Annotated in this window: 20 protein-coding genes, 11 tRNA genes and 3 rRNA genes; 5 read left to right on the plus strand and 29 right to left on the minus strand. The window is 52.5% G+C overall.

The features are described from left to right. Positions 1 to 65: 65 nt before the first annotated feature. Entirely contained in the window at positions 66 to 488 is a 423-nt protein-coding gene (locus GS3922_RS14395; RefSeq protein WP_063166907.1) for a hypothetical protein, read from the plus strand. A gap of 71 nt (positions 489 to 559) precedes the next feature. Here the strand turns inward: GS3922_RS14395 and groL are convergent, their stop codons facing one another. Together groL and groES are read right to left on the minus strand one after the other, a co-directional pair. Continuing rightward, positions 560 to 2,179 (minus strand): chaperonin GroEL, encoded by a 1,620-nt coding sequence (gene groL / locus GS3922_RS14400; protein WP_063166908.1) that lies wholly within the window; start codon positions 2,177 to 2,179, stop codon positions 560 to 562. 101 nt (positions 2,180 to 2,280) lie between these two features. After that, entirely contained in the window at positions 2,281 to 2,565 is a 285-nt protein-coding gene (groES, locus tag GS3922_RS14405) for a co-chaperone GroES (RefSeq protein ID WP_008882016.1), read from the minus strand. A 356-nt stretch (positions 2,566 to 2,921) separates the two neighbouring features. Between groES and GS3922_RS14410 the strand changes: the two genes are divergently transcribed. Further along, positions 2,922 to 3,656: a CPBP family intramembrane glutamic endopeptidase gene (locus tag GS3922_RS14410; protein WP_063166909.1), complete on the plus strand. Its 735-nt coding sequence runs from the start codon at positions 2,922 to 2,924 to the stop codon at positions 3,654 to 3,656. After that, the gene (locus tag GS3922_RS14415) at positions 3,653 to 3,832 is read left to right on the plus strand and encodes a YdiK family protein (RefSeq protein WP_063166910.1); all 180 of its coding nucleotides are present in this window, start codon (positions 3,653 to 3,655) and stop codon (positions 3,830 to 3,832) included. Before GS3922_RS14410 ends, GS3922_RS14415 begins: the two co-directional genes overlap by 4 nt. Positions 3,833 to 3,942: 110 nt before the next feature. On the opposite strand, the gene GS3922_RS14420 is transcribed toward GS3922_RS14415, so the two are convergent. The 5 genes from GS3922_RS14420 to moaC all read right to left on the minus strand — a co-directional run bounded on the left by GS3922_RS14420 (position 3,943) and on the right by moaC (position 7,753). Further along, entirely contained in the window at positions 3,943 to 5,493 is a 1,551-nt protein-coding gene (locus tag GS3922_RS14420) for an IS1182 family transposase (RefSeq protein ID WP_171698435.1), read from the minus strand. A gap of 182 nt (positions 5,494 to 5,675) precedes the next feature. Next, positions 5,676 to 6,419, minus strand: a complete 744-nt coding sequence (gene tatC, locus GS3922_RS14425) for a twin-arginine translocase subunit TatC (RefSeq protein WP_063166911.1) — start codon at positions 6,417 to 6,419, stop codon at positions 5,676 to 5,678. Between the two features lie 20 nt (positions 6,420 to 6,439). Beyond that, on the minus strand, positions 6,440 to 6,592 hold the full coding sequence (gene tatA, locus GS3922_RS14430) for a twin-arginine translocase TatA/TatE family subunit (protein ID WP_063166912.1): 153 nt from the start codon (positions 6,590 to 6,592) through the stop codon (positions 6,440 to 6,442). Positions 6,593 to 6,607: 15 nt separating this feature from the next. Then, positions 6,608 to 7,249, minus strand: coding sequence for a redox-sensing transcriptional repressor Rex (locus GS3922_RS14435; RefSeq protein ID WP_063166913.1), 642 nt, complete (start codon positions 7,247 to 7,249; stop codon positions 6,608 to 6,610). Between the two features lie 15 nt (positions 7,250 to 7,264). Continuing rightward, complete coding sequence (moaC, locus tag GS3922_RS14440) at positions 7,265 to 7,753, minus strand: cyclic pyranopterin monophosphate synthase MoaC (RefSeq protein ID WP_063166914.1); 489 nt, start codon at positions 7,751 to 7,753, stop codon at positions 7,265 to 7,267. A gap of 98 nt (positions 7,754 to 7,851) precedes the next feature. On the opposite strand from moaC, the gene GS3922_RS14445 reads away from it, so the two are divergent. After that, positions 7,852 to 9,783, plus strand: coding sequence for an ABC-F family ATP-binding cassette domain-containing protein (locus GS3922_RS14445; RefSeq protein WP_063166915.1), 1,932 nt, complete (start codon positions 7,852 to 7,854; stop codon positions 9,781 to 9,783). 336 nt (positions 9,784 to 10,119) lie between these two features. Here GS3922_RS14445 and tsaD read toward each other — a convergent pair whose 3' ends face one another. The 19 genes from tsaD to GS3922_RS14540 all read right to left on the minus strand — a co-directional run bounded on the left by tsaD (position 10,120) and on the right by GS3922_RS14540 (position 20,986). After that, positions 10,120 to 11,133 carry a tRNA (adenosine(37)-N6)-threonylcarbamoyltransferase complex transferase subunit TsaD gene (gene tsaD / locus GS3922_RS14450; protein ID WP_063166916.1) on the minus strand — a complete coding sequence of 338 codons (1,014 nt, stop codon included), beginning with the start codon at positions 11,131 to 11,133 and terminating at the stop codon, positions 10,120 to 10,122. Then, entirely contained in the window at positions 11,130 to 11,582 is a 453-nt protein-coding gene (gene rimI / locus GS3922_RS14455) for a ribosomal protein S18-alanine N-acetyltransferase (protein ID WP_063166917.1), read from the minus strand. The genes tsaD and rimI overlap by 4 nt, the downstream gene beginning before the upstream one ends. Beyond that, on the minus strand, positions 11,542 to 12,282 hold the full coding sequence (gene tsaB / locus GS3922_RS14460) for a tRNA (adenosine(37)-N6)-threonylcarbamoyltransferase complex dimerization subunit type 1 TsaB (RefSeq protein WP_063166918.1): 741 nt from the start codon (positions 12,280 to 12,282) through the stop codon (positions 11,542 to 11,544). Before tsaB ends, rimI begins: the two co-directional genes overlap by 41 nt. Further along, positions 12,279 to 12,737 (minus strand): tRNA (adenosine(37)-N6)-threonylcarbamoyltransferase complex ATPase subunit type 1 TsaE, encoded by a 459-nt coding sequence (gene tsaE / locus GS3922_RS14465; protein ID WP_063166919.1) that lies wholly within the window; start codon positions 12,735 to 12,737, stop codon positions 12,279 to 12,281. Before tsaE ends, tsaB begins: the two co-directional genes overlap by 4 nt. A gap of 294 nt (positions 12,738 to 13,031) precedes the next feature. Continuing rightward, positions 13,032 to 13,148: ribosomal RNA gene (rrf, locus tag GS3922_RS14470) — 5S ribosomal RNA — on the minus strand. Positions 13,149 to 13,512: 364 nt separating this feature from the next. Continuing rightward, positions 13,513 to 16,440, minus strand: a 23S ribosomal RNA gene (locus GS3922_RS14475). Between the two features lie 388 nt (positions 16,441 to 16,828). Continuing rightward, positions 16,829 to 18,386, minus strand: a 16S ribosomal RNA gene (locus tag GS3922_RS14480). The 16S, 23S and 5S rRNA genes sit together here with 11 tRNA genes alongside, the layout of an rRNA operon. 261 nt (positions 18,387 to 18,647) lie before the next feature. Beyond that, positions 18,648 to 18,721, minus strand: a tRNA-Gly gene (locus GS3922_RS14485). A 169-nt stretch (positions 18,722 to 18,890) separates the two neighbouring features. After that, positions 18,891 to 18,964 (minus strand) — tRNA-Pro (locus tag GS3922_RS14490). Positions 18,965 to 18,968: 4 nt separating this feature from the next. Beyond that, positions 18,969 to 19,045 (minus strand) — tRNA-Arg (locus GS3922_RS14495). Positions 19,046 to 19,124: 79 nt separating this feature from the next. Beyond that, positions 19,125 to 19,207: transfer RNA gene (locus GS3922_RS14500), tRNA-Leu, on the minus strand. Between the two features lie 11 nt (positions 19,208 to 19,218). Continuing rightward, positions 19,219 to 19,300 (minus strand) — tRNA-Leu (locus GS3922_RS14505). 5 nt (positions 19,301 to 19,305) lie between these two features. Next, positions 19,306 to 19,381, minus strand: a tRNA-Lys gene (locus GS3922_RS14510). 458 nt (positions 19,382 to 19,839) lie between these two features. Then, positions 19,840 to 19,914 (minus strand) — tRNA-Gln (locus GS3922_RS14515). Between the two features lie 13 nt (positions 19,915 to 19,927). Next, a tRNA-Asp gene (locus GS3922_RS14520) sits at positions 19,928 to 20,003 on the minus strand. 31 nt (positions 20,004 to 20,034) lie between these two features. Next, positions 20,035 to 20,106 (minus strand) — tRNA-Glu (locus GS3922_RS14525). Between the two features lie 16 nt (positions 20,107 to 20,122). After that, a tRNA-Ser gene (locus GS3922_RS14530) sits at positions 20,123 to 20,215 on the minus strand. A gap of 6 nt (positions 20,216 to 20,221) precedes the next feature. Further along, a tRNA-Asn gene (locus GS3922_RS14535) sits at positions 20,222 to 20,296 on the minus strand. A 234-nt stretch (positions 20,297 to 20,530) separates the two neighbouring features. Then, a complete protein-coding gene (locus GS3922_RS14540; RefSeq protein ID WP_063166920.1) occupies positions 20,531 to 20,986 on the minus strand; it encodes a SprT family protein in 456 nt (151 codons plus the stop codon). 91 nt (positions 20,987 to 21,077) lie between these two features. Here GS3922_RS14540 and cmpA point away from each other — a divergent pair, with 91 nt between their 5' ends. Next, the gene (gene cmpA, locus GS3922_RS17710; protein ID WP_089135018.1) at positions 21,078 to 21,191 is read left to right on the plus strand and encodes a cortex morphogenetic protein CmpA; all 114 of its coding nucleotides are present in this window, start codon (positions 21,078 to 21,080) and stop codon (positions 21,189 to 21,191) included. Positions 21,192 to 21,342: 151 nt separating this feature from the next. On the opposite strand, the gene hisD is transcribed toward cmpA, so the two are convergent. The 3 genes from hisD to GS3922_RS14555 all read right to left on the minus strand — a co-directional run bounded on the left by hisD (position 21,343) and on the right by GS3922_RS14555 (position 26,080). Next, the gene (gene hisD, locus GS3922_RS14545; protein WP_063166921.1) at positions 21,343 to 22,623 is read right to left on the minus strand and encodes a histidinol dehydrogenase; all 1,281 of its coding nucleotides are present in this window, start codon (positions 22,621 to 22,623) and stop codon (positions 21,343 to 21,345) included. Between the two features lie 172 nt (positions 22,624 to 22,795). Beyond that, on the minus strand, positions 22,796 to 23,797 hold the full coding sequence (locus tag GS3922_RS14550) for a LacI family DNA-binding transcriptional regulator (protein ID WP_063166922.1): 1,002 nt from the start codon (positions 23,795 to 23,797) through the stop codon (positions 22,796 to 22,798). A gap of 120 nt (positions 23,798 to 23,917) precedes the next feature. Further along, entirely contained in the window at positions 23,918 to 26,080 is a 2,163-nt protein-coding gene (locus GS3922_RS14555; RefSeq protein WP_063166923.1) for a Tex family protein, read from the minus strand. Positions 26,081 to 26,296: the final 216 nt, after the last annotated feature.

Raw genomic sequence — 26,296 nt, forward strand, 5'->3', positions numbered from 1 at the left:
GGGACGTATTCATGCAACGGATCGACCAAAGAAGCGTCTATATTCAAAAAGGGGGATTTTCTATTATGCGGAAACGATGGGCCCCGCTTCTTATTTTGCTTCTATGGCTTTCCGGCTGTTCATTCGGTGATATCAAGCCGCCTGAATTAACGTTGACCATCAACGGTGAAACGGTCGACCACCGGCTCGGGACTTACACGTGGTCAACAGGCCGGCGCGGAATTGTTGCCGATGCCGCCGCCCCACCGCTGCTCGTCAGAGAACTCAAGCCTCATCCCACCGTTTCGGGTGCAAAACTTCGCATCGAGTTTGACTACCGCCCATCAACACTCGAAGCCGGCGTATGGAATGATGATGATGTTGACTGGCAGCCGGTGCAACATGGAACGATCACACTGCCAAAACAACAAGGTTCGTACATCTACGTCATTCACGCTGCTTGGCAAGAGGGAGACGCTATTTACGCATTCCCTATCAACATCCGATAGAAAAACCCTCTCCCAAAAGAAAAGGAACACCGGGAAGTGACCCAGTGTTCCTTTTCTCGTTGTTATGTGGATTACATCATGCCGCCCATATCCGGCATGCCCGGATTGCCGCCTTTGTTTTCTTCCGGTTTGTCGGCGACAACCGCTTCGGTCGTCAATACCATCGCAGCGACAGAGGCAGCGTTTTGCAACGCCGAGCGAGTGACTTTCGTCGGGTCAACGATACCAGCTTCGATCATGTCGACCCATTCGCCCGTTGCAGCGTTGAAGCCGATGCCCGGTTTTTCGTTTTTCAGGCGTTCGACGATGATCGAGCCTTCCAACCCAGCGTTTTGCGCGATTTGGCGAACCGGCTCTTCGATGGCGCGAAGAACGATTTTCACACCCGTTGCTTCATCGCCTTCGGCTTCAATAGCAGCCACTTTGCTGTAGACGTTCATCAATGCCGTACCGCCACCAGCGACGATACCTTCTTCAACCGCCGCACGGGTCGAGTTGAGCGCGTCTTCGATGCGCAGTTTGCGTTCTTTCAACTCGGTTTCTGTCGCCGCACCGACTTTGATCACTGCTACGCCGCCAGCCAATTTTGCCAAACGTTCTTGCAGTTTTTCGCGGTCGAATTCGGACGTCGTTTCTTCAAGCTGCGCACGGATTTGGTTGACGCGTGCTTTAATGCGCTCGGAATCGCCAGCGCCTTCGACGATCGTCGTCGTTTCTTTCGTCACAACAACTTTCGACGCACGGCCAAGCGATGCAATCGTCGTCGATTTCAGTTCACGGCCAAGTTCTTCCGAGATGACTTCGCCGCCTGTTAAAATCGCGATGTCTTCGAGCATGGCTTTGCGACGGTCGCCAAAGCCAGGCGCTTTCACAGCAACGGCGTTAAACGTGCCGCGCAGCTTGTTGACAACGAGCGTTGCCAACGCTTCACCTTCGACATCTTCCGCAATGATCAAGAGCGGACGGCCATGTTGGACGACTTGCTCAAGAACCGGCAACAGTTCTTGAATGCTCGACACTTTTTTGTCCGTAATTAAGATGTACGGATTTTCAAGAACGGCTTCCATTTTTTCCGTATCCGTAATCATGTACGGCGAAACGTAACCGCGGTCGAATTGCATCCCTTCGACAACGTCGAGTTCCGTCGTGAAGCCTTTCGACTCTTCCAGCGTAATGACGCCGTCGTTGCCGACGCGTTCCATCGCTTCAGCGATCAATTGGCCGACTTCTTCGTCAGCAGCCGAGATCGCAGCCACTTGGGCGATCGATTCTTTTCCTTTGATCGGTTTGGAGATGGCTTTTAATTCTTCTACAGCAACCGCTACCGCTTTTTCGATCCCGCGGCGGATGCCCATCGGGTTCGCGCCAGCAGCAACGTTTTTCAATCCTTCACGGATCATCGCTTGCGCTAATACGGTAGCTGTTGTCGTCCCGTCCCCAGCGATGTCGTTCGTTTTGCTGGCGACTTCAGCGACTAACTTCGCGCCCATGTTTTCAAACGGGTCTTCGAGTTCGATTTCTTTCGCGATCGTTACCCCGTCATTCGTGATCAGCGGAGAACCGAATTTTTTCTCCAACACGACGTTGCGGCCTTTCGGGCCTAATGTGACTTTCACTGCGTCTGCGAGTTTGTCCACCCCGCGCAACATCGCACGGCGCGCTTCTTCGCTGAACTTAATTTCTTTTGCCATACCCCGTTACCTCCTTATGAATTGGTTAAACCGCATGCAAATAGGTTAATGATAAACTAGTTAAGTATGTTTTCGGAATGTTTATGTGATGAACGCATACATTAGCCAATGACAGCTAAAATGTCGCTTTCGCGCAAAATTAAGTATTCCTTGCCGTCATATTTGACTTCCGTGCCGGCATATTTCGAAAAGATGATGCGGTCGCCGACTTCGACTTCCGGCGCAACGCGTTGGCCGTTATCGAGCACACGGCCTGTACCGACAGCCACAACGCGGCCTTCTTGCGGTTTTTCTTTGGCCGTATCCGGCAGCACGATACCGCTAGCCGTTTTTTCTTCGGTTTCTACGACTTCAATGACAATGCGATCGCCTAATGGCTTCAACACGGGAAACAACCTCCTTAACGATAGTTTTCGCCGTTCTTATTAGCACTCATCATTATTGAGTGCTAACACACTTATAATATTAATGAACTTCTCTCCGTTTTGCAAGTAGGAAATACAAAAAAATAACTGTTTTTCTTTAATGCGAGAAGAAAGGATAAAATGGGCTGAACAGCTGTCAGTCCCAAGGTCGGCCGGCGCAAAACCCGTTTTCATTATTACACATTTCTAAAATCAATAAACAACGCTCGGCAATTTTTTTGCGGCGGTCGTGCCAACCTCGGCCGGCGCGCTTTTCTTATCATTTCGCCAAACATGTGCTACAATACGGATATATTTGAATAAAGGGGTAAGAAGATTTGAAACGCCATTACTGGTATATCATGATCACGTATATCGCCATGCAGCTGTCCGCCTTTATCGGTGTGCCGCTTCTTCGTGCTCTCGGCGTCGGCCAAGAGGCAGAAACCCGCTTGGAGGCGGCGCAGCTCGCTTCCGGGTATTGGGCGGTCATCAGCTTTCTGGCAGCCTTTGTCATCATTTTATGGCTGCTTCGCGGCGACCGCGATGAACGGGAGATGCGGCAATTGCCCCTCGCTTCGTCATGGATGTGGGCGATCTTTGGCGTTGTTTTGGCGCTTGCCGCCCAAAGCATCGCTGCTAACATCGAATGGCGTCTGCTTGGCATCGAACCAGGTTCGGAGAACACAAGGCAAATCATTAATATCATCCGTCTGACGCCGCTTTTAGTCATCGTCACTTCCGTGATCGGCCCAATTTTGGAAGAACTCATTTTCCGCAAAATCATTTTCGGTTCGCTTTATAAAAAATACAACTTTTGGCCAGCTGCGCTCGTGAGCTCACTTCTTTTTGCCGTCGTCCATATGGAGCTTGAGCATTTGCTTTTGTACACGGCGATGGGGCTGACATTCGCCTTTTTGTATGCGAAAACCGGCCGCATTTTCGTGCCGATTTTCGCCCATGTGGCCATGAATACGTTTGTTGTCACCGTTCAACTCTTGCTGGCTGATGAGTTGGAAAACATGATGCGCCAAGCCGAGCTGCCGCTGGCGGTCTGGAGGTTTTGGCTATGATGCGCCACCCTCGGCTGTTTTCGCTGCCGTACTTCATCCTAGGTGTCTTGTTTACGTATTTGGCGATCGAAAGCGCTCATGAAACGATTTGGAACGCCTCGACGATCGTCTTGGCGGCGCTCGCCGCTTTTGATTTTGGCACCGCCTTTCGCTTGTTGTTCACACCGAAACGATGAAGGGGCTGACCCAAAAGTCCGCCAAAAAGCGGACTTTTGGAGTCAGCCCTCTCTGGTTTTTGTATATTTTACCAAACGGAACAAAATTCCGACTCTGTTCTCCCCCTCATTTACGCCACCAAGGACAATTGCTTGTCCCTAGCGGCTTTTTTGAGAAGATTGTGGGCAGCACAAACCAGCCCCCATTCGATGGAAACTTTTTGGAGGCCTCGCAGGACAAAGCGACGAAACCCGCGATTTTGTTTGATTTGCCCAAATACACTCTCAATGTCGGTTTGGCGTTGGCGGTATCGGGCTTGCCCTTCTTCACTCTCCAACCGTTCGCGGGCTTTCTGTTTTTGTTCATGATAGACGGGGTTCCATTGCGTGGTTCGTCCATACTTGGAAGTCGTGCAGGCCGAACGGAACGGACATCCTTCGCATTCATGGCATTGGTAGTGTCGGGTGACCGAGGTGTATCCTGATTCCGTGGTCTGTTTCGAAGTTCCGGTGCGAACCAGCTTTTTCCCATTGGCGCAAATCCAAACGTCTTCTTCTTCCACATAGGTCCAATTCTGCTGATGATGCGGATTTTTCTTGACCTTGCGCGTGTTCTCCTTCTCATACGTATGGTACTTGATCAAGGCCGATATGTGCTTCTCTTCCAGCTTCACGTAGTTCTCTTCCGAGCCATAAGCCGCGTCAGCGATCAAACGTTCGGGTTCCACGCCGTACTTCTCTCGAACGGTCTCCAAATGCGGGAGAAGACAACGAGTGTCGCCCGGCCTCTGATGAAGGGAATACCCCAAAATAAATTGGCCGGAAGAACCCACCTGTACGTTATAGGCCGGCTTGAGCTGGCCGTTTCGCATGTGATCCTCCTTCAACCGCATGAAGGTGGCATCCACATCGGTCTTGGAATAGCTGTTGCGATCCCCGCATACATGGAGTTGGTGTTCATACTTTTCACTGCGGGGCAAGTAGTCCTCCTTCATCTTCTTGATGGCCTTCTTCAACGGTTGGTTGTCCGGCTCGGCCTCCAACCGTTTTTCCCACTCCTCGGTTTTCTTTCGGATTTCTTCTGACGTAAAGGCCGGCGAAGGGTCGATGTCTTCCGCCTTTTCTTCTTCCACGATCGCCTCGATCTGGGCAATCAGCCGATCGACATTGGCTTGGAGTTTCTCCTGGTACTTCTCAGCCGATTTGCGCCAAACGAAGGTGTACCGGTTGGCATTCGCTTCAATTTTCGTTCCATCCACAAAATAATCTTCCATCTTGACATAGCCGTCGGCCACGAGCAGCGTGATCATTTCCCGGAACAGGTCGTCAATCAGGTCTTTCATCCGCTCCGAACGAAACCGATTGATGGAGCGGAAGTCCGGCTTTTGAAATCCACTTAGCCACATGAGGGGAAGGTGGACTTCGAGCTGCCGTGCAATCTCACGGCCATGATACATTTTTTGGGTGTAAGCGTAAAGGAGAATTTTGGTCATCATTTTCGGATGATAGGCGGAGGCGCCCCCTCCTTTGTAGTAAGCAAGAAACGTCTCCATCGGGATGCGTTCAACCATCTCATGAACCACGTGGGCCATGTTATCCCGTGGAATGAGATCGGCGATGTTGCTTGGCAAAGAGAGGTTGTCCATGGTATACTCTTTAAAGGAAATATGATCATGTTTCATAAAAGAATCGCCCTTCTTTCGGTGGTAGTGGTTTTGGTGACTCTATTCTACCAGAAAAAAGGGCGATTCTTCTATATTTGAGGCAAAAAAGTGGGGGCTGATCCCAAAACGCATTCGCGTTTTGGGTCAGCCCCTTTTTGTTTGCTGCCGTCCTAACCGCTCTGTCACCGCTGTCCGCGTCCTTACTCGCCGCTTTCCTGCTCCGCCGCTAATTGCGCTTTTCGGTAGCCAACTTTTGCGACCCAAATGCTCCCTTCATATAAAAGCGTGAGCGGAATCATGACGATCACCTGCGAGAGCATATCGGGCGGTGTAATGACCGCCGCCAAAATCAGCAGCGCCAAATACGCATATTTGCGGATGCGCACGAGAAACTGCGGCGTAATGATCCCTAAGCGGGTGAAAAACAAAACGGCGATCGGCAGCTGAAACACGATGCCAAACGGCAGCACAAGCTGAAGCAAAAACTGAAAATATTCGTTAATGCCGATCATTTGTTGGATGCCGAGCCGATCGGCGAGCTCATTCATAAACCGGACGACGAACGGAAACAAGACAAAGTAGGCAAAGCCTACACCGGCTAAAAAAAGGAAAACCGATGCCGGAATGTAGCTGAGCGTCACCCTCCGCTCTTTTTCATACAACCCCGGGCTGACAAACGCCCAAACTTGGTACAGCAATACCGGAGCAGACAGCACAGCGGCAATGACGAAGGCAAACTGAAAATATACTTTAATCGGATCAGTGAGGCGGAAGGCGTTCATTGTCAACTCTTTCGCCTCGGCCGTTTGCTGTAAATACACAATGACATCATCGACAAAAAAGAAACTGGCGACGAGCGCCGCGGCAAAAAAGAGGAGCACAATGATCAGCCGCTTCCGCAGTTCGCCAAGATGTTCATACACCGACATTTCTTTGTCGTTCATCGTTTCCCCATCCTGCCTTGTCATCGGTCAGTTTTGTTTTCCTCATCATCGGCCAGCCCTTTCGTCGCGTCCTTAAACTCGCGCAGTGACTGGCCGAACGACCGCCCTAACTCCGGCAATTTTTTCGTTCCAAACAGCAACAAAATCACAAGGACAATCAAAATGTATTTCACGCTCTACTCTCTCCTTTATGATGACGATGGATAGTTTTTCAGAAAATAGACGAGCGACTGCAATTCAATAGCCAAATCGATATGATGAACGCGGATATGGTTCGGCACGTTCAACCGCGCGGGGGTGAAGTTTAAAATGCCTTTAATCCCCCGGGCGACAAGGCGGTCGGTCAGCGCTTGAGCGGCGGCGGCCGGCACGGTTAAAATGGCGACCGGAATATCACCGCGAAGCCGCTTCTCGAGTTCATCGAGATGATAAACCGGCACGCCGCCGACCGTCGTTCCCACTTTCCGCTCATCCACATCAAACGCCATCACGATCTTTGTATTGTTGTTTTTTGAAAAATTATAGTTTAAAAAGGCGGTTCCTAAATTTCCCACACCGAACAAGGCGACTTCCGTCACTTCATCCTCTTCAAGCGTCTGGCGGAAAAACGACAATAAATAATTGACGTTATACCCGTACCCTTTTTTGCCGAGCGCGCCAAAATACGAGAAATCGCGGCGGATCGTCGCCGGGTCGACTTTGACCGCTTCGCTCAGTTCGGCTGAGGATACACGCTGTTTTCCCGACGCATGCAAGTTCTTTAAAAACCGGTAGTACAGCGGCAGCCGTTTCGCGGTTGCCTGCGGAATTTTCGGTTGTTCGTTGCTCATAGTTTCATCCCCCAGCTAATCGGTTTTCCGTCGATAATGGCCGGACTTCCCGCCCGTTTTCTCGACCAAATACGTCGGACCGATGATCATCCCTTTATCGAGTGCTTTGCACATGTCATACACCGTCAACGCGCATACCGAGGTGGCCGTCAGCGCTTCCATTTCCACCCCTGTGCTCCCTTTCGTTTTCACTGTTGCGGTGATGACAAGTTTATATACATCCGCTTCGTTTTCCCAAGAAAATGCGATATCAACGCTTTTTAACATAAGCGGATGGCACATCGGAATCAGATCAGCCGTTTTTTTTGCCGCCATCACCCCGGCCACTTGGGCTACAGCCAACACGTCCCCTTTCTCGATGGCGTGATTCGTCATTTTTTTATAAATTTCTTCGCTGACGGTGACACTCGTTTTTGCCACTGCCACTCGTACCGTATCTTCCTTGTTCGTAATATCGACCATTTTCGCGCGTCCTTGTTCATTGAAATGAGTAAACGACGACAAGATAATCTCCTCCACTTATACACTATACACGATTTTTCATCATCTGTCTTTGACCGTTTTGGCGACATACGTTAAACTATTCCGAGAGGTGAAACGACATGATCATTTTGCAAGTGCACCAGCTCACGAAATATTTTGGCGCTGACCTTATTTTATCGAATATAAAACTAGAAATACAGTCCCGCGACCGAGTTGCCCTCGTCGGCCGCAACGGCGCAGGAAAATCGACATTGTTAAAAATCATCGCCGGAGAACTTTCTTACGACAGCGGCGAAATCATCAAGCCGAGCCATATCAAAATGGGCTATTTGGCGCAAAACAGCACGCTTGACTCATCACGCTCCATTTGGGACGAGATGCTTGAGGTGTTCGCACCGCTTCGCGCCATCGAAAAGCAGCTGTCCGAACTCGGCTCCCAGCTTGGCGACCCGGATGTGCTCGCTGACCCCGCCCGCTATGAAAAAACGCTCAAAGCGTATGACGAACTGCAAGAACAGTATAAAGAACAGGGCGGCTATCAATACGAAGCCGACATCCGTTCCGTCTTGCACGGGCTGCAGTTTTCCTCATACGATTATAAAACAATGCCCGTCTCTTCGTTAAGCGGCGGGCAGCGGACGCGTCTGGCCCTCGGAAAACTTCTATTGTCCAAGCCGGATTTGTTGATTTTGGACGAGCCGACCAACCATTTGGACCTTGAAACGCTCTCTTGGCTGGAGCAATATTTGCAGGCATATCCCGGCGCTGTCTTGCTCGTTTCCCATGACCGCTATTTTTTAGATAAAGTCGTCACCGAAGTATACGAGCTGTCCAACACGAAGCTCAAGCGGTATACCGGCAACTACAGCCGTTATTTGGAGCAGCGGGCCGAGCAGTATGAACAAGAGTTAAAGCGATATGAGAAACAGCAGGAAGAAATCGCCCGGCTGCAAGACTTTATCCAGCGCAACATCGCCCGCGCCTCGACGACCAAACGGGCGCAAAGCCGCCGAAAACAACTAGAAAAAATGGAGCGGCTCGAACGACCTGTTGGCGATGAAAAATCAGCTTCCTTTTCCTTCGCCATTGAACGGCCGAGCGGCCACGAGGTGCTCACTGCTGAAGAACTGGCCGTTGGTTACGACGAAGGGGCACCTGTCATCCGCCAAATCAGTTTTCGCATCACGCGGGGAGAAAGCGTCGCCTTAGTCGGACCGAACGGCATCGGCAAATCAACATTGCTAAAGGCGGTCGCACGGCGTCTTCCTGTCCAAGGGGGAAAGCTTCGCTACGGCTCAAACGTCCAAATCGGCTATTATGACCAAAATCAGGCTGACTTGTCATCAAATAAACGAGTGCTTGATGAACTGTGGGATGCCTACCCGGATAAAACCGAGAAGGAAATCCGCACTGTGCTCGGCAATTTCTTATTTTCCGGCGATGACGTCTTAAAACCGGTCTCGGCGTTAAGCGGCGGGGAAAAAGCGCGCCTGGCGCTCGCCAAACTGATGCTGCAAAAGGCGAATGTTCTCATTCTGGACGAGCCGACCAACCATTTGGATCTCGACAGCAAACAGGTGCTTGAGCAAGCGCTCATCGATTATCCGGGCACCATTTTGTTCGTCTCCCACGACCGCTATTTCATTAACCGGATTGCGACGAAGCTGTTTGAGCTATCAAGCGGCGGCCTCACGGAATATTTAGGCGACTACGATTACTACATCGCCAAAAAAGCAGAAATGTGCGAACTCGAGCGTCTCGACGCCCGCTTGGACAAAACGCCGGATGGCACTGAATCGGCCAAATCCGCTTATGAACAAGAAAAAGAAGAGAAAAAACGGCAGCGCCAACGCCAGCGCCGTCTAGATGAAATCGAGGCTGAGATCGAAACGCTTGAGGCGCAAATTGCGGAAGTAGAACAGCAGTTATGCGATCCGTCCGTTTATGGCGATTATGAAACCGTGCAACGATTGTCGCAAGAAAATGAGGAACGAAAACAGCAAGTCGAAACGTTATTGGCTGAGTGGGAACAGCTTTATGCTTCACTGTAACCGATCGCCCGCCCGTTATTTTGGCGGGCTGTTTTAGTTAGTCACACTATCCACAAAAGAATCCACAATTCCACCTATGAAATATAAGTTATTCACTAACTTTTCCACATTATCCACAAACCAAACTTTTCTTTTGTGCCAAAACCGTTGTGTATTGTTTTCCTTATATTTATGGTGTTTTCTCGTCTTTTCCACATTGTCCACAACCTGTGGATAAAAATATGCACAGTTCCTTTTCACTTAACTCAGCCAAAGCTTGTCCCTGTAAACAAAAAAGGCGGTTGCTCTCCTGCCGCAAGCAACCACCCTTCCTTCCTCTTTTGTTTCCTTTTTCAACTAAATGAGCGGCAAGCTCGGATTGGCGTTGAGGGCCAAATCAGATCGTTTGCCTTGCCAATACAACACCGTTCCTGCCGCCGCGATCATCGCTGCGTTATCGGTGCATAACGACAACGGCGGAATGACGAGCTCTACATTCGGAAGCTCCTTCATGTTGTCTTGCAGCGCGGACCGCAGTCCGCGGTTGGCCGCCACCCCGCCGGCCAGCAGCACTTGCCGGACACGGTACTGTTTCGCCGCCTGCACCGTTTTGGTCACCAGCACATCGACGACGCTCTCTTGAAAGCTCGCAGCCATCTGTTTCGGGTCAATCTCCTCGCCGCGCTGTTTTGCGTTATGAAGCGTATTGAGCACCGCCGATTTTAAGCCGCTGAAGCTAAAATCATACGATCCTTCCTCAAGCCACGCCCGCGGCAAATCGATTACTGGTTCTCCTTCATGAGCTAACCGGTCGATATGCGGTCCCCCTGGGTAGGGGAGGCCCAAAGCCCGCGCTACCTTATCATACGCCTCACCGGCGGCATCATCGCGCGTTTCGCCGATCACCGTAAACTTTCCGTGTCCTTCCATGTAGATCAGCTCTGTATGCCCACCAGAAACGACAAGCGCTAATAGCGGAAACTTCATCTCAGTCACTAGCCGATTGGCGTAAATATGTCCGGCAATGTGATGCACTCCGACAAGCGGCAGTCCGTGGGCAAACGCCAGCGCTTTCGCCGCATTCACACCGACAAGGAGCGCCCCGACAAGACCCGGCCCCGCCGTCACGGCCACAGCATCAAGGTCAGAAAACGATACCCCAGCTTGCCGCATCGCTTCCTCGATCACAATCGTAATTTGCTCGACATGATGGCGCGAGGCGATCTCCGGCACGACGCCGCCAAACCGCCGATGGCTTTCCATTTGCGAGGCGACGACATTCGATACAATGTCTTTCCCATTTTTCACAACCGCCGCTGCCGTTTCATCGCAGCTCGTTTCAATGCCTAATACGTATACGTCTTCATTCATATCAGCTTCACCCACATTACTAGCGCGTCTTCAAAATTATCAGGATAATACCGTTTGCGAATGCCGCCGTTGCGAAACCCGAGCTTGCGGTACAACGATTGGGCAACATGGTTGGACACGCGTACCTCAAGCGTCATTGTCACCGCTCCATGCTGTTTTGCGATATCCATGAGACGACGCATGAGCGCTTCGCCAAGTTTTTGCCCGCGAAATTGTGGCAACACGGCTACGTTTGTCACATGCGCTTCGTCGATGACAAGCCACATTCCGCCATATCCGATAATCCGCCCGCGGTGTACCATAACAATATATTTGGCATAACGGTTGTACATCAGCTCGTTGTAGAACGACTCGCGACTCCATGGCGCGGTGAACGATGCCTGTTCCACTTGTACGACCTCGTCAATGTCATGGATGGTCATTGGCCGAAATTGTACATCGATCCCCATCGTTTCTTTCCCCTTTTTGTTTCGCGAGCCATTTCGCCTCCGCTTCCGCAAGGCGGATATAATTCGGCACAAACGTATGAGCGTTCTCGCGTTCTTTTTCTTTGCCGAGCATCACCAGCTCGCTCGGGCGCGGCAACCCCAGCGATGGTGGGGCAACGTGAACCCGCTCGCCTAAATGGTTTCGAAACAATTCGCTATATAACGGCGCATCCGCACCAACGAACAATACATCCTCTCCCCGCTCACTTAACTGCCGAGCCCACTCACTTGCTGCCACAATCCGGTCCGCCTCAAGGCAACGGAGCACGCCGCCTTCATATCGGTAAAGCCCGGTATAAAGTTGTCCGCGCCGCGCGTCAAACAGCGGAACAATCACCCCAGGAAAATAACGGCCATTAGCAGCGAGCACTTCGAGGCTCGAAACACCAGCAATCGGGATGCCTAGCGACCAAGCGAGCGTTTTCGCAATTGTCACTCCGATCCGCACCCCGGTATATGACCCCGGCCCTTTAGCGACAACGATCAAATCGAGCTCGCCCGGGGCAACCTTACACTGCCGAAGCAGCGATTCAATGGCCGGCATCGCTTGGGACGAGTGATCTTTTTTCACATGCGTGATCAGTTCTCCTTTGATGATATCCCCGTCTGCTAAGGCAACGCCCAGCGGCATATTCGATGTGTCAATCCCCAATATTTTCATGACGCAAAAATCTCCTTACACAACTGCTCATAGCGATGTCCTAACGGTTCAAACACTAATTTTCGTTCATTGTCGCCCCGATGAAGCAAATGGATCGTCAATCGTTCGTTTGGCAGCTGGCCCGCAATCAAATGCGCCCACTCAACGACTGTAACGCCATCGCCGGCAAAATATTCGTCAAACCCGAGGTCTTCCCACTCATCTTCAAGCCGATATACATCCATATGGTAAAGCGGGAGTCTCCCCTCGTATTGCTTCATAATCGTAAACGTTGGGCTGTTGACATTTTGCCGAATCCCTAGCCCCTCGGCAAGCCCTTTCGTAAACGTCGTCTTGCCTGCACCCAAGTCTCCTTCCAAAGCGATCACCGTCCCTGGCTCCAGCCGTTCGGCAAGCCGGCGAGCGATCGCCCTCGTCTCTTCAGGAGAATGCACGATAAGTTCAAAGTGCTCCATCGCGTTCCACCTTATTCCATTTTATCATCTTCACTCTCGCTTTTGAAATTGTACCATAACAAAATATTCTGTTGCCACTCTCAACGCCAAAAATGATCATTCTCTGACAAGAACTAATGAGCGTTCCCCTTCTTACGATCACACTTGGAAGCCTCCGCTTCCAAGTGGAAGACGACAAAAAGGACTGTCCTGATCAGGCTGTTTGCTTAGCCCGAAGGACAGTCCTTGTATCATTAGGGTCATAAAAAGAAAAAAGGGAATTAGGCGTGTTGCTACTCCCTGGTGAATGCAATTGCCTAGCAGCGACCTACTCTTGCAGGGGCGCTGGCCCCAACTACCATCGGCGCTGGAGAGCTTAACTTCCGTGTTCGGGATGGGAACGGGTGTTTCCTCTCCGCTATCACCACTAGGCGATATGAAGTTGTGGGATCATTCCCTCAAAACTAGATAACCGTGTGGGGGAAGAAGCCGCGGCGCTTCCGCTTTTTGTCTAGCTCCGGCCGCCATCGGCTCCCGACGCTTCGGTCCTGCTGCGGCGGCGACACATTGCATACGCTCCTGTGACACCACCCACGCAGAACCAAGCTTTGCTTGGTTCGAGCCTCCTCGCAGGCCCTCCAGCGCGTTTCGCCGATAGGCGGGCGGCCTCTGCTTTTCGTACTGTCTAGCTCCGGCCGCCATCGGCTCGCGACGCTTCGGTCCTGCTGCGGCGGCGATAGCCTCCTCGCAGGCCCTCCAGCGCGTTTCGCCGATAGGCAGGCGGCCTCTGCTTTTCTAGGTTAAGCCCTCGATCGATTAGTATCCGTCAGCTCCACGTGTCGCCACGCTTCCACCTCGGACCTATCGACCTCGTCATCTTCGAGGGATCTTACTCGCCTAACGCGATGGGAAATCTCATCTTGAGGGGGGCTTCACGCTTAGATGCTTTCAGCGCTTATCCCGTCCGCACATAGCTACCCAGCGGTGCCCCTGGCGGGACAACTGGTACACCAGCGGTGCGTCCATCCCGGTCCTCTCGTACTAAGGACAGCTCCTCTCAAATTTCCTGCGCCCGCGACGGATAGGGACCGAACTGTCTCACGACGTTCTGAACCCAGCTCGCGTACCGCTTTAATGGGCGAACAGCCCAACCCTTGGGACCGACTACAGCCCCAGGATGCGATGAGCCGACATCGAGGTGCCAAACCTCCCCGTCGATGTGGACTCTTGGGGGAGATCAGCCTGTTATCCCCGGGGTAGCTTTTATCCGTTGAGCGATGGCCCTTCCATGCGGAACCACCGGATCACTAAGCCCGACTTTCGTCCCTGCTCGACCTGTCCGTCTCGCAGTCAAGCTCCCTTGTGCCTTTGCACTCTCCGAATGATTTCCAACCATTCTGAGGGAACCTTTGGGCGCCTCCGTTACCTTTTGGGAGGCGACCGCCCCAGTCAAACTGCCCACCTGACACTGTCTCCCACCCCGCTAAGGGGTGCGGGTTAGAATTTCAATACCGCCAGGGTGGTATCCCACCGACGCCTCCACCGAAGCTGGCGCTCCGGCTTCCCAGGCTCCCACCTATCCTGTACAAGCGATACCAAAATTCCATATCAGGCTGCAGTAAAGCTCCACGGGGTCTTTCCGTCCTGTCGCGGGTAACCTGCATCTTCACAGGTAGTATAATTTCACCGGGTCTCTCGTTGAGACAGTGCCCAAGTCGTTACACCTTTCGTGCGGGTCGGAACTTACCCGACAAGGAATTTCGCTACCTTAGGACCGTTATAGTTACGGCCGCCGTTTACTGGGGCTTCGGTTCGCACCTTCGCTTGCGCTAAGCGCTCCCCTTAACCTTCCAGCACCGGGCAGGTGTCAGCCCCTATACTTCGCCTTTCGGCTTCGCAGAGACCTGTGTTTTTGATAAACAGTCGCTTGGGCCTTTTCACTGCGGCTCTTCCAGGCTCTTCACCCGAAAGAGCACCCCTTCTCCCGAAGTTACGGGGTCATTTTGCCGAGTTCCTTAACGAGAGTTCTCCCGCGCGCCTTAGGATTCTCTCCTCGCCTACCTGTGTCGGTTTGCGGTACGGGCACCTCTTCCCTCGCTAGAGGCTTTTCTTGGCAGTGTGAAATCAGGGACTTCCGGATCGAATCCGTCGCCATCACAGCTTAGCCTTACGGCCAGCGGATTTGCCTACTGGCCAGCCTCACTGCTTGGACAGGCTCTTCCAGCCGCCTGCTCACCCTATCCTCCTGCGTCCCCCCATCGCTCAAACGGGAAGGAGGTGGTACAGGAATCTCAACCTGTTGTCCATCACCTACGCCTTTCGGCCTCGGCTTAGGTCCCGACTAACCCTGAGCGGACGAACCTTCCTCAGGAACCCTTAGGCTTTCGGCGCAGAGGATTCTCACCTCTGTTTTCGCTACTCATACCGGCATTCTCACTTCTAAGCGCTCCACCAGTCCTTCCGGTCTGGCTTCTCTGCCCTTAGAACGCTCCCCTACCGATGACCAACGGTCATCCCGCAGCTTCGGCGGCACGTTTAGCCCCGGTACATTTTCGGCGCAGAGTCACTCGACCAGTGAGCTATTACGCACTCTTTAAATGGTGGCTGCTTCTAAGCCAACATCCTGGTTGTCTTCGCAACTCCACATCCTTTTCCACTGAACGTGCACTTAGGGGCCTTAGCTGGCGATCTGGGCTGTTTCCCTCTTGACCACGGATCTTATCACTCGCAGTCTGACTCCCAAGGATAAGTCATTGGCATTCGGAGTTTGACTGGGTTCGGTAACCCGATGAGGGCCCCTAGCCCAATCAGTGCTCTACCTCCAACACTCTTACCTTGAGGCTAGCCCTAAAGCTATTTCGGGGAGAACCAGCTATCTCCAAGTTCGATTGGCATTTCACCCCTACCCACACCTCATCCCCGCACTTTTCAACGTGCGTGGGTTCGGGCCTCCAGCCGGTGTTACCCGGCCTTCACCCTGGACATGGGTAGATCACCTGGTTTCGGGTCGACGACGACGTACTCATGCGCCCTGTTCAGACTCGCTTTCGCTGCGGCTCCGCCTTCCTGGCTTAACCTCGCACGCCATCGTCACTCGCCGGTTCATTCTACAAAAGGCACGCCATCACCCATGAACGGGCTCTGACTACTTGTAGGCACACGGTTTCAGGTTCTCTTTCACTCCCCTTCCGGGGTGCTTTTCACCTTTCCCTCACGGTACTGGTTCACTATCGGTCACTAGGGAGTATTTAGCCTTGGGAGATGGTCCTCCCTGCTTCCGACGGGATTTCCCGTGTCCCGCCGTACTCAGGAGCCGCTCGGGAGGGAACGAAGTTTCGACTACAGGGCTCTCACCTTCTCTGGCCGGTCGTTCCAGACCGGTTCGTCTACCCCGTTCCTTTCTCACTCCCATATGAGCGGTCCTACAACCCCAAGAGGCACGCCTCTTGGTTTGGGCTGTTCCCGTTTCGCTCGCCGCTACTCAGGGAATCGCGTTTGCTTTCTTCTCCTCCGGGTACTAAGATGTTTCAGTTCCCCGGGTGTGCCCTCCATGCCCTATGGATTCAGGCATGGATCCTGTCCCATTACGGACAGGGGGTTCCCCCATTCGGACATCTCCGGATCAACGCTTGCTTACAGCTCCCCGGAGCGTTTCGGCGTTTGCCCCGTCCTTCATCGGCTCCTAGTGCCAAGGCATCCACCGTGCGCCCTTTCTAGCTTAACCTACAGCGTCTCGGCTTCTTCCTTTTGTGTATCGGTTATCTAGTTTTCAAGGAACGATTCGAAGGAATTCTCATTCCTTCAAAACTGAACGAAACGAAAGCGCGATTTGTTAATGGTTGGCCGTTAGCGGCCGTCGCTTTTCGTATTGTCTAGCTCCAGCGCCTGGCTCTCTTCTGCCAAATAACCTTCCCCCTCGGGGTGCAAGCACCCCTGCGGGTGAAGAACATTTGACTTCGAGAGCCAATCGCGGCGCTTCCGCTTTTCGTACTGTCTAGCTCCGGCCGCCATCGGCTTGCGACGCTTCGGCCCTGCTGCGGCGGCAACAGCCTCCTCGCAGGCCCTCCAGCGCGTTTCACCGATAGGCGGGCGGCCTTCGCTTTTCCCCTTAGAAAGGAGGTGATCCAGCCGCACCTTCCGGTACGGCTACCTTGTTACGACTTCACCCCAATCACTTGCCCCACCTTCGGCGGCTGGCTCCCGTAAGGGTTACCTCACCGACTTCGGGTGTTGCAAGCTCTCGTGGTGTGACGGGCGGTGTGTACAAGGCCCGGGAACGTATTCACCGCGGCATGCTGATCCGCGATTACTAGCGATTCCGGCTTCATGCAGGCGAGTTGCAGCCTGCAATCCGAACTGAGAGCGGCTTTTTGGGATTCGCTCCCCCTCGCGGGTTCGCAGCCCTTTGTACCGCCCATTGTAGCACGTGTGTAGCCCAGGTCATAAGGGGCATGATGATTTGACGTCATCCCCACCTTCCTCCGACTTTTCGCCGGCAGTCCCTCTAGAGTGCCCAACTGAATGCTGGCAACTAGAGGCAAGGGTTGCGCTCGTTGCGGGACTTAACCCAACATCTCACGACACGAGCTGACGACAACCATGCACCACCTGTCACCCTGTCCCCCCGAAGGGGGAACGCCCAATCTCTTGGGTTGTCAGGGGATGTCAAGACCTGGTAAGGTTCTTCGCGTTGCTTCGAATTAAACCACATGCTCCACCGCTTGTGCGGGCCCCCGTCAATTCCTTTGAGTTTCAGCCTTGCGGCCGTACTCCCCAGGCGGAGTGCTTATCGCGTTAGCTGCAGCACTAAAGGGTGTGACCCCTCTAACACTTAGCACTCATCGTTTACGGCGTGGACTACCAGGGTATCTAATCCTGTTTGCTCCCCACGCTTTCGCGCCTCAGCGTCAGTTACAGGCCAGAGAGCCGCCTTCGCCACTGGTGTTCCTCCACATCTCTACGCATTTCACCGCTACACGTGGAATTCCGCTCTCCTCTCCTGCACTCAAGTCCCCCAGTTTCCAATGACCCTCCACGGTTGAGCCGTGGGCTTTCACATCAGACTTAAGGAACCGCCTGCGCGCGCTTTACGCCCAATAATTCCGGACAACGCTCGCCCCCTACGTATTACCGCGGCTGCTGGCACGTAGTTAGCCGGGGCTTTCTCGTGAGGTACCGTCACCGCGCCGCCTTGTTCAAACGGCGCTCCTTCGTCCCTCACAACAGAGCTTTACGACCCGAAGGCCTTCTTCGCTCACGCGGCGTCGCTCCGTCAGACTTTCGTCCATTGCGGAAGATTCCCTACTGCTGCCTCCCGTAGGAGTCTGGGCCGTGTCTCAGTCCCAGTGTGGCCGGTCACCCTCTCAGGCCGGCTACGCATCGTCGCCTTGGTGAGCCGTTACCTCACCAACTAGCTAATGCGCCGCGGGCCCATCCGCAAGTGACAGCCAAAGGCCGCCTTTCAACCGAAGACCATGCGGTCTTCGGTGTTATCCGGTATTAGCTCCGGTTTCCCGGAGTTATCCCGGTCTTGCGGGCAGGTTGCCCACGTGTTACTCACCCGTCCGCCGCTGACCAAATAAGAGCAAGCTCTCATTCGGTCCGCTCGACTTGCATGTATTAGGCACGCCGCCAGCGTTCGTCCTGAGCCAGGATCAAACTCTCCAATAGAAAGTTGATTGGCTTTGTAAGCTTCGGCACCGACACCAAACGTGTCAAGCGGCCTCAGCTTTTCGTATTGTCTAGCTTCGGCCGCCATCGGCTCGCGACGCTTCGGTCCTGCTGCGGCGGCGATAGCCTCCTCGCAGGCCCTCCAGCGCGTTTCGCCGATAGGCAAGCGGCCTCAGCTTTTCGTTGCGCTTCGTTTCGTTCAGTTTTCAAGGAACAAGATTGATAAATCTTCTTTGACAGCTTCTCAGTTCAACTTCTTCATGGAGCGGGTGATGGGAATCGAACCCACGACATCAGCTTGGAAGGCTGAGGTTTTACCACTAAACTACACCCGCATATTATTCTGTTTAATATTCACCACGCACTTTCATGCCTCTTCCTCTGCTGGTCGATTCAAGGAAGTCAAATGCGTTGAGGCAACTCGTGGCCTACTCGATGAAGTTAAGGCTCGTGGCTGAGGTTTTACCACTAAACTACACCCACATATTATTTAAACTATCGGAATCGGGAAGACAGGATTTGAACCTGCGACCCCATGGTCCCAAACCATGTGCTCTACCAAGCTGAGCTACTTCCCGATCATGGCGCGCTCGAGAGGATTCGAACCCCTAACCTTCTGATCCGTAGTCAGATGCTCTATCCAATTGAGCTACGAGCGCAATATTTTTAAGAGCAACAGAATTTATTATAATAACTCAGTTCGTCTTTGTCAATATTTTTTATCCTAATAAAATAAAATGCGGTCGAGAGGACTTGAACCTCCACGGGGTTGCCCCCACTAGGCCCTCAACCTAGCGCGTCTGCCATTCCGCCACGACCGCGTGTTTATCAGTGCGGGTGGAGGGACTTGAACCCCCACGCCGTGAGGCGCCAGATCCTAAGTCTGGTGCGTCTGCCAATTCCGCCACACCCGCGAATATGGTGAGCCATGGAGGACTCGAACCTCCGACCCTCTGATTAAAAGTCAGATGCTCTACCTGCTGAGCTAATGGCTCATAGCGATCATAACACTCTAAGTACTAACGAGCTCTACCTGCCTCTTCCTCTACCAGCTGTTTCGAGGATGCTCGGTGCGTCGAGGCAACTCGCAGCGAATTCAAAGATGCAACGCTCGTTGCTGAGCTAATGGCTCATAGCGATCATAACACTCTAAGTACTAACGAGCTCTACCTGCCTCTTCCTCTACCAGCTGTTTCGAGGATGCTCGGTGCGTCGAGGCAACTCGCAGCGAATTCAAAGATGCAACGCTCGTTGCTGAGCTAATGGCTCATAGCGATCATAACACTCTAAGTACTAACGAGCTCTACCTGCCTCTTCCTCTACCAGCTGTTTCGAGGATGCTCGGTGCGTCGAGGCAACTCGCAGCGAATTCAAAGATGCAACGCTCGTTGCTGAGCTAATGGCTCATGATATGCCCTAAGCTAACAGCTTAGGGATATGTATGAAATAAGAATGGCTGGGCCAGCTGGATTCGAACCAGCGCATCACGGAGTCAAAGTCCGTTGCCTTACCGCTTGGCTATGGCCCAGCGATTGGTGTTATGGCGGTCCCGACGGGACTCGAACCCGCGATCTCCTGCGTGACAGGCAGGCATGTTAACCACTACACTACGGGACCGTGAATTCGCGGGAAGTCCCCGCGCTGTAAGTGACCCGTACGGGATTCGAACCCGTGTTACCGCCGTGAAAGGGCGGTGTCTTAACCACTTGACCAACGGGCCACGCGTATATCGAAAGTGGCGGAGAAGGCGGGATTTGAACCCGCGCGCCGTAAAGACACGACCTAACGGTTTAGCAAACCGTCCCCTTCAGCCACTTGGGTACTTCTCCATAAAATGGCTCCGCAAGTAGGATTCGAACCTACGACCTACCGGTTAACAGCCGGTTGCTCTACCGCTGAGCTATTGCGGAATGATGATGAAGAAAATGCATCCGAAACTTTCCCTGTCCCTTCCTCCACAAGCACATCTAATGATGCGGATGTTCGTCACAACTGACATTGTTTATTATATTGAGCAACCTGTTGTTTGTCAATATGTTTTTTTGTTGTTTGTTTCGCCGTTTGGCGACGGCTTTTATAATTTAGCATATGATTGTTTTGACTGTCAACCTCTTTTTTGTAAAAGGTTCCGCCTTGTTTCATCGTTAGCTGGAAGAGAGTTTGAGCCGGCCGTGGCAATGGCCGCAGACGTAGCGGTCGGTGTTCATTCGTTTTTTACGCTTGTATGTTAAGCCGCACGATGTGCAAATGTATGTATGGATCGCCTTGGGCGTTTTTGTTTTTTGTTCGAGCGGACGGCAATAGCGAGGCGCCCCCACTTTTCTCAACAGCTCGCGAAAGTCACGGTCGCGGTGGCGGTAGCCTTTCCCTTCAAGATGCAGATGGTAATGACATAGCTCATGTTTGATGATGGCAATGAGTTCTTCTTCGCCAAATCGGTCATAATGTTTTTTGTTCAGTTCAATGTTGTGCGTTTGCAGCACGTAGCGCCCGCCGACAGTGCGAAGCCTTGAGTTGAAGGAGGCGGTGTGGCGAAACGGTTTGCCAAATGTGCTTATGGAAATTTGCTCAACGAGTGCTTGCAACTGTTTTTGATCCATGGCAGGCGCCCCCTTTTATGTTTTTGGCACAGGACAATGTGCAGCTACATACATTATATACTACCTTTCCGTTGTTAGGGAGGTGACTGCTTTGCCTACGTGGCTAAAAAATCAGATGAGACGAGCCTATTATGAAAAAAACCGGGATCAAATTAAGCTGTTAAACCAATGTTGGTTTTTTTATCGGAGGAAACACTGTTCGTAGGAGGTTCATTCCTCTCACTGTCATGATCGTTAGAAGCGTCAATCCTTCAAGCAACCCAATGATACCGATGAACCTTTTTTTCCTCCCCTGTACTTTTTGCGATGCATGAATTTGGGCAGTCAGGCAACCGACTGCCCAAGCCTCGCAATGTTTATTGACTTTTGCCATAACGCTCGACGCGAAGCCGGGCCTGTTGAGCGTGACCCGCAAAGTTCTCGATTTCGCAGAGGCGGACGGCGTACTCGCCAATAAAAGCGCTCGCTTCTTTGCTTACTTTTTGGTAAGTGCATGTTTTCAAGAACTTCCCAACCCACAGGCCGCCAGTATAACGGGCTGCTTTTTTCGTCGGCAAAGTGTGGTTTGTGCCGATCACTTTGTCACCGTAAGCGACGTTTGTTTCAGGGCCAAGGAACAAGCTCCCGTAGTTTGTTAAATTCTCTAAGAAGTAATCCGGATTTTTGGTCAAAACTTGAACGTGCTCAAACGCCAGCTTGTCTGCCTCCCGCAAAGCTTCTTCCTCGTCCTCGACGACGATGACGGTACCGTAATCCCGCCACGCTACGCTTGCGACGTCAGCGGTAGGGAGCACCGCTAACTGCCGTTCGACCTCCTCCAACGTCTCCCGGGCTAACTTTTCCGATGTCGTAATCAGCACGCACGGAGAAGTCGGTCCATGCTCGGCCTGTCCCAGCAAGTCCGTGGCGACCATTTCGGCATCAGCGGTTTCGTCCGCGATGATCAATGTTTCGGTCGGACCAGCAAACAAGTCGATGCCTACACGGCCGTACAGTTGCCGTTTCGCTTCAGCTACATACGCGTTTCCTGGGCCGACTAACATATCGACAGGCTCGATCGTTTCCGTGCCGATCGCCATGGCCGCCATGGCTTGAACACCACCCAAAATATAAATTTCATCCGCTCCTGCCAAATGCATGGCGGCGACGGTCGCTGCGGGGATTTCCCCGCGGATAGGCGGCGTGCAGGCAATCACCCGTTTGACCCCTGCCACTTTTGCCGTTAGAACGCTCATATGTGCCGAAGCAACCATCGGGTAGCGCCCCCCAGGTATGTAGCACCCGACGCTGTTGACCGGGATGTTTTTATGGCCGAGGATCACTCCAGGCAGCGTTTCGACTTCAATGTCTTTTAGCGCTTTTCTTTGCTCCTCAGCAAATCGTCTAATGTTGCTTTGCGCGAATTTAATGTCCTCAATCGTTTGCTTCGGAACAGTGCTGATAATATCTAAGATTTGCTCCTCGGTAAGACGAAAACTCAGCGGAGACCAGTTATCAAACTGAAGTGACAGTTCTCGGACTGCCGCATCCCCCTCAAACTCAATTTTCTTAATTATCTGCCGCACAGTTTCCGCCACTTGCGCATCGTGCTGGGCAATTTCTTCTTGCGGCTTTCCTTGTTTTAAAAACATCGTCATTTCCTTTTCCTCCCTTTTTGCATGCGTATGCATTTTAGTAAATAGTTCAACTTTTTAGTATATTGAATACGTATTCAATTTGCGGCACAAGAAGGGGGCTCCCCCTATCTACAGAAATTTCAAATGTTTCCGCGGATTCTGTAAAAATAATAATGTAAAGCGCTTTCTTTTGTCAACTCCTTTTTTTCACACTTCCTCTTTCGACCAATATGCCTGGAAATAAAATCGATGACGGTTTCCCATCTCCTCCGTCTATTTCTACGAACAGTTTTGCCAGCGTCCATTCGATCATCTCATCAACAGGCTGCCTCCATGTTGTTAAACCGTAACTAGGCCAAGACGCCATTGTGATATCGTCAAAACCGATGACCGCCACGTCATCTGGAATCGATAATCCTATCGCTCTGGCGGCATCCATGACCCCTAAGGCCGTGATATCGTTAGCCCCAAAAATCACCTCGGGCCGCTCTCTTTTGCCTAATAGCCGCAAAGCAGCATTATATCCCCCTTCATAAGTAAACTCTCCGTCCTCGATGCAAAGTTCCGCTCCTCTCCCCATCAGAGCCTCACAAAACCCCCGCTCGCGGTCATCATTTGTCGAGGTGTTCTTGCGTCCGCGTATGTATGCCATCCGTCTATATCCGAGCTCGTACAAGTATTCGCCAATTTTTTTGCCCGCGGTATAATTATCGCAGCTCACCGAATGGCAAGGAAGGCCGTCCATGCGGCGGTTAAACAATATGACCGGTATGCCGTTGCTTGAAAGGGAGGCGATGATATTCGGCGATAACGTAGCATCAGTCACAATGACACCTTCGACATTGTATTCAAGAAATTCTGATATTTCATCTTGGTTGATCTCGTCGTTCTCCGTATGAACAAAAAGGACGTGGTAACCGTTGTCGCGCAACGCTTTTGTGAATTTCTCCAATATTTCAGGATAGAACGGATTTTGGATATCCCTCATCGCCAAGCCAATGATATTCGTTTTATTCATGATCAGTCCTCTAGCCAACGCGTTAGGTCGATAGCCAAGCTCCCGCGCCGCTTCAAGCACCCGCTTTCTCGTTTTCGGTGACACGCTCGAACCCGGGGTGAACACGCGAGAAACGGTTGATTGGGATACCCCTGCCTTTTTCGCTACTTCCATGGAATTGACCGGCTTTTTCTTCACCAACACTCCCTCCTCCTTCCAGCTGACTACAGCTGTGATAAGGGCATGCCAGCCTGTCAGAGCGCTCGCATGCCTCTGGGGGTTTGACCTCTCGGCTGAAATCTTAAGAACAAACGCCGCTTACTCTGGAGGCAGCATTGATAATGAAATTCTCCCTTTCGCCACATCGACGTGCTCGACCCATACTTTGACAACATCGCCGACGGAAACAATGTCGAGCGGATGGCGCACGTATTGTTTGCTGAGTTTTGAAATATGTACAAGCCCGTCCTGTTTGACACCGATGTCGACAAAAGCGCCGAAGTCAACGACATTGCGCACTGTGCCTTCAAGCTCCATGCCCGGTTTTAAGTCCTCCATTTTCAAGACGTCTTTGCGAAGCAGCGGTTTGGGCAGCTCGTCGCGCGGGTCGCGCTCCGGACGGCATAAAGCGTCGATGATGTCGCGCAATGTCAGTTCACCGATGCCGAGTTCAGCAGCCGTTGCTTCGATATCGATGGCTTGCAGCGCTTGGCGCAGTTCGCCGCTGCCGATGGCGTCGGTTGTAAATCCTAATGTATGCAATAGCTGCTTCACTTCTGCGTACCGCTCGGGGTGAATCGCCGTGCGGTCAAGCGGCTCCTCCCCGTCGGGAATGCGCAAAAAGCCGATGCATTGCTCGTACGTTTTTGCTCCAAGCCGCGGGATCGTTTTCAGCTCTTCACGGCTGCGGAATTTTCCTTGCTCTTCGCGGCGCTTGACGATGTTTTCCGACACCGTTTTCGTCAGCCCTGACACGTACTGCAACAACGAAACAGAGGCGGTGTTGACGTTGACGCCAACTTGGTTGACGACCGTCTCAACGACGAAACGGAGCGATTCGGCCAGCTTCTTTTGCGAAACATCATGCTGGTACTGGCCGACCCCGACCGATTTTGGGTCGATTTTGACGAGCTCGGCGAGCGGATCTTGAACACGGCGGGCGATGGAAACGGCGCTCCGCTCTTCGACTTGCAAGTCCGGAAACTCGGCGCGTGCAAGGTCGGAAGCGGAGTAGACGCTCGCCCCCGCCTCGTTGACGATGACATAAAAGATGTCACGCGCCACTTGCTTCAGCGTATCGGCGACAAACTGCTCTGTTTCCCGCGATGCCGTTCCGTTGCCGATGGCGATCATGTCCACATGATCGTCTTCAAGCAAGCGCAGAAGCTTTGTTCGCGCTTCCTCTTTCCGCTCCTGAGGCGGGTGCGGGTACATGACGTCGATGCGGAGCAGCTTTCCGGTTTCGTCAACGACGGCGAGTTTGCATCCGGTTCGGTAAGCCGGGTCGATGCCGAGGACCGTTTTTCCTTTTAACGGCGGCTGAAGAAGCAGCTTGCGCAAGTTTTCGGCAAAAATATGGATCGCCCGTTCTTCTGCCTTTTCCGTCAGCTCGTTGCGGATCTCGCGTTCAATGGCAGGCTCCATCAGCCGCTTGTATCCGTCTTCAACCGCTTCCGCCACAAGTGGGGCGGCGGGGGATGATTCATTGGCGATGGTCTTTCGCAGCAAGTAGCGAATGATCTCCTCGACCGGCGGTTTGACCGCTACGCGCAATACCTCTTCCTTTTCACCGCGGTTTAAGGCTAAGACGCGATGGGGGACGATTTTGGCGATCGGCTCTTCATAGTCGTAGTACATTTCGTAAACGTTCTTTTCGTCCTTTTCCGGCGCTTTGGCGGCCGAAGCGATCGTTCCTTTCCGACGCGTTTGTTCGCGCACCCATTGGCGAAGGTTGGCATCGTCAGCCATCCGTTCAGCGATGATGTCTTTCGCCCCTTGCAGCGCCTCGTCAACAGTGGCCACCCCTTTTTCGGCATCGACAAACGCCTCGGCCTGCTCTTCGGGAGCTGGAGCGGCGGGGAAAGAAAGAAGCCAGTCGGCGAGCGGCTCGAGCCCTTTTTCTTTGGCGATCGTCGCTTTCGTGCGCCGTTTTTGTCGGTAAGGGCGATATAGATCTTCGACTTGCTGCAGCTTCGTAGCGCTTATAATCATGTTTTTCAATTCTTCCGTCAATTTCCCTTGCTCATCAATCAACCGAATGACTTCTTCTTTCCGCTGTTCTAAATGCTGCAAATATTCCCATCGTTCGAGCACATCACGAATTTGCACTTCATCGAGCGCCCCCGTCATTTCCTTCCGGTAGCGAGCGATAAACGGGATCGTGTTGCCTTCCCGGTGAAGCGCGATGACATTTTCGACTTGTTTCGCCGCCAACTGTTGCTCGGTGGCGATGATTGAAATGAGCCGCTGTTCGTTCGTCAAGCGTTTCCCTCCCTTATGTATAGCGTCAGCCGAAATTCCTCTCCCGCTGATCGCTGGGCTGCGCCTTTCGCGCGCTTGAGGCTCGGAGTCTTCTTTACGAAACCAAATAAAAATGAAAGGACAGACCGTTATGAGAGCCGATCTGCCCGTCTTTGCCATTGACATAAAAATACCATAATAAAATCCAGCGTCGCACGTTCACCGCCGCTTCACCTA

Source organism: Geobacillus subterraneus, from assembly GCF_001618685.1.
Classification (GTDB): domain Bacteria; phylum Bacillota; class Bacilli; order Bacillales; family Anoxybacillaceae; genus Geobacillus; species Geobacillus subterraneus.